The organism is Bowmanella yangjiangensis (genome assembly GCF_017255015.1).
In the GTDB taxonomy this organism is placed as follows: Bacteria; Pseudomonadota; Gammaproteobacteria; order Enterobacterales; family Alteromonadaceae; genus Bowmanella; species Bowmanella yangjiangensis.
The window spans coordinates 1-688 of sequence record NZ_JAFKCS010000411.1 but is presented as its reverse complement, the minus strand read 5'-3'; the positions used below and the strand labels follow the sequence as shown (position 1 = coordinate 688).

Here is a 688-nt window from a genome sequence, read left to right as displayed (position 1 = left end):
GCCGTGGTGCTCAGCGGCGCCAACATCGACCGGGCGGTGCTCGCGGAGCTGCTCTGCGACGAGGCCGCCGCAGCCTGAGATCAGAGCTGCGCCAGCGGCTCGACCGGCTGGCGCGCAGGCAACTGGCGCAGCCAGCGGGAGACGCCCCACTCCGCCGCGACCAGCACCAGCAACAGGCCAAGCTGGATCAGCAAGGCGATGTAGAACGGCTTGAAGACATGACCGATCTGCCGCTTGAGCAGGCCGAGCAGGAAGTCGGCCTGGAACAGTTGCCCGATACGCGCATCCAGCACCTGCGTCAGCACTTTTTCGTCGAGCCCGCTGTAACGGGCCGTCTTCTCCACGGCCAGCTCGCCAATGGCCTTGCCCAGCAGGCTGGCGCGCAGACGGTCGAGCAGGTCCAGGGCAATCCGCTCGGCGGTCGACGCGTCGGCACGCAGCGCCGCCTCCGCCTGGCGCTCGCTGCGCAGGTAGTCCATCGCCAGTTGATCGAGCAGCGCCTGCACGCTGACATCACGTACCGCCAGCTGGCCCTGCTCGTCCTGGGTTTCGACATAAGCCTGGAAGTCGCTCCAGACCTCGTCGGCCAAGGTCTGCACCAGTGGTGCATAACTGTCGAGATGGCGGTAGATCTGCTGCTGGCTGCCGTACAGCATCCCGCCCTGGAAACCGAGGAAACCGCCGGCCA

1 protein-coding gene is annotated in these 688 nt (G+C 67.0%); it reads right to left on the bottom strand.

What is annotated here, in order from left to right; translation table 11 throughout:
- Positions 1 to 80: 80 nt before the first annotated feature.
- A partial coding sequence (locus J0A65_RS24870) for a hypothetical protein (protein ID WP_206596910.1) occupies positions 81 to 688 on the bottom strand: 608 nt, incomplete at its 5' end.